This window comes from Klebsiella sp. Ech2A (genome assembly GCF_030078455.1).
GTDB lineage: Bacteria > Pseudomonadota > Gammaproteobacteria > Enterobacterales > Enterobacteriaceae > Klebsiella > Klebsiella terrigena.
The window spans coordinates 1-1,724 of sequence record NZ_JAQGFU010000385.1 but is presented as its reverse complement, the minus strand read 5'-3'; the positions used below and the strand labels follow the sequence as shown (position 1 = coordinate 1,724).

Sequence of the window (1,724 nt, the reverse complement as noted above, 5' to 3'; positions counted from 1 at the left end):
GTGGTCTGGGAGCGGGGCGACCGCGATCCGATAGCGGTCAAAAAGCTCTTTTCGCCCCAGCAAAGCCCGGCCGGCAGCGGTGGTGGCGACGACTCCCAGCCCCTGAATCTCCTCCACGTCCCGCAGCGTCATCTCTTCATCATCTGCAGGAAGGGCGCCAGCCATCGCCCGGCTCACCGGGTGATTACTCGCCGCGCCCAGCGCCGAGGCCAGCCGCAGCAGAGATTCGCGCGGACGCGAGGTTGCCGGAACCACGTCAACCAGCCGCAGCCGCCCCTGGGTCAGGGTGCCGGTTTTATCAATAATGACCGCATCAACGTCCGCCAGCTCCTCAAGAAAGGCCGCGTTGCGGATCAGGATGCCGTGCCGGGCAGCCACCGCGATCCCCGCCATCGAGGTGGCCGGGGCGGAGAGCACGAGGGCGCAGGGGCAGGCCGCGACCAGCACCGCCAGCATCGCCTGGCTGTCGTAGGTCAAAAACCAGGTCGTCGCGGCGATCAGCAGCACGAGGATCAGATAGTGTCCGGCGTAGCGTTCCAGCATTCGGGTGATGGGCGGTTTTGCCTGCTCGGCGTCCTGCATCAGCGCCAGCACCTTCCCGAGGGTGGAGTGCTCGCCCGTATGGGTAATCTCGACGCGCAGCAGGCCGTTGAGATTCAGCGTTCCGCCGAAGACCGACATTCCGGGGCAGACCTCCGCCGGGACCGATTCACCGGTAATGGACGCCACGTCGAGGCTGGCATTACCGGAGAGTATCTGCCCATCGGCGGGAATTTGATCGCCAGGGCGAACCTCAACCACGTCGCCGGGGCGCAGCTGCTGGCTGCCGATATTTTCCAGCGATCCGTCCTGGCGCAGGCGTCGCGCCCGGCTGTGCGCCAGCTTGCTCAGCCCGGCGATGGCCTGGCGGGTTCCCATGACGCTGCGCTCTTCCAGAATATGGCCGAAAATCATGATCACCGGCAGCAGCGCGGCGGTCATCAGATCGCCCAGCGCCCACGCGCCCAGCATCGCCAGCACGATCAGCAGGTCGGTCACCCCGTGGAGATCCGGATGCAGCAGGCTGTGCCAGCCGGCGCGAAATACCGGCACGGCAACCAGCAGCCAGGCCACGCCGGCCAGAATATCGCCGATCGCCGGCTGATCCGGCGCCACGGCGCGCCAGAGCAGGCTGAGCAACAGCAGCCCGATGGTTATCATCGCCAGCGTCAGCCGGCGCGCCATCCGCCGCTGCTCCGCCGGGGTCTGAAGATCGTTGCTGAAGTGAATATGCCCGTGGCTGCACGACTGGCTCATGGTGATTTCTCGCTGGCCGGCGGGGTGGCCGGCTGGGGGGGAAGGCCCTGAAGGATCAGGCGGCTGCCGTCTCCGGGGGCGACGGTAATGACCTGCCCGGCCTGCGACAGAATGCGGCTGACCGCGTCGCGCCACAGGCGCAGCAGCAGTCCGCCATCGCTGCCGTCGCGCCGGGTTTGCGCCAGCTGCAGGATGGTCCGGGTATCAACGCTGGCCTTCGCCAGGGTCTCCTCGCGGCCGGCTTCTGCCTGCTGGAGGGTGCGATCCGCCTGCTGCTGCGCCTGCTGGCTCAGCAGCGTGGCCGCGGTGCGCGCGCTGGCTATCTCTTTATCGGCCTGCTGGCTGGCGGTGAGCACGGCGTTGAAGGCCGCCACCGCGTTAGCCGGCAGGGATGAAACGATATCGACGCGCTCGATGACGATGCCCGG

General features: G+C 67.5%; 2 protein-coding genes. Both read right to left on the bottom strand.

Annotated elements, in window-relative coordinates; all coding sequences use genetic code 11:
- On the bottom strand, positions 1 to 1,296 hold a 1,296-nt coding region (locus tag PFH44_RS27255), incomplete at its 3' end, for a heavy metal translocating P-type ATPase (protein ID WP_283826785.1).
- A partial coding sequence (locus tag PFH44_RS27250) for an SPFH domain-containing protein (protein ID WP_463671588.1) occupies positions 1,293 to 1,724 on the bottom strand: 432 nt, incomplete at its 5' end. The genes PFH44_RS27250 and PFH44_RS27255, both read right to left, overlap by 4 nt.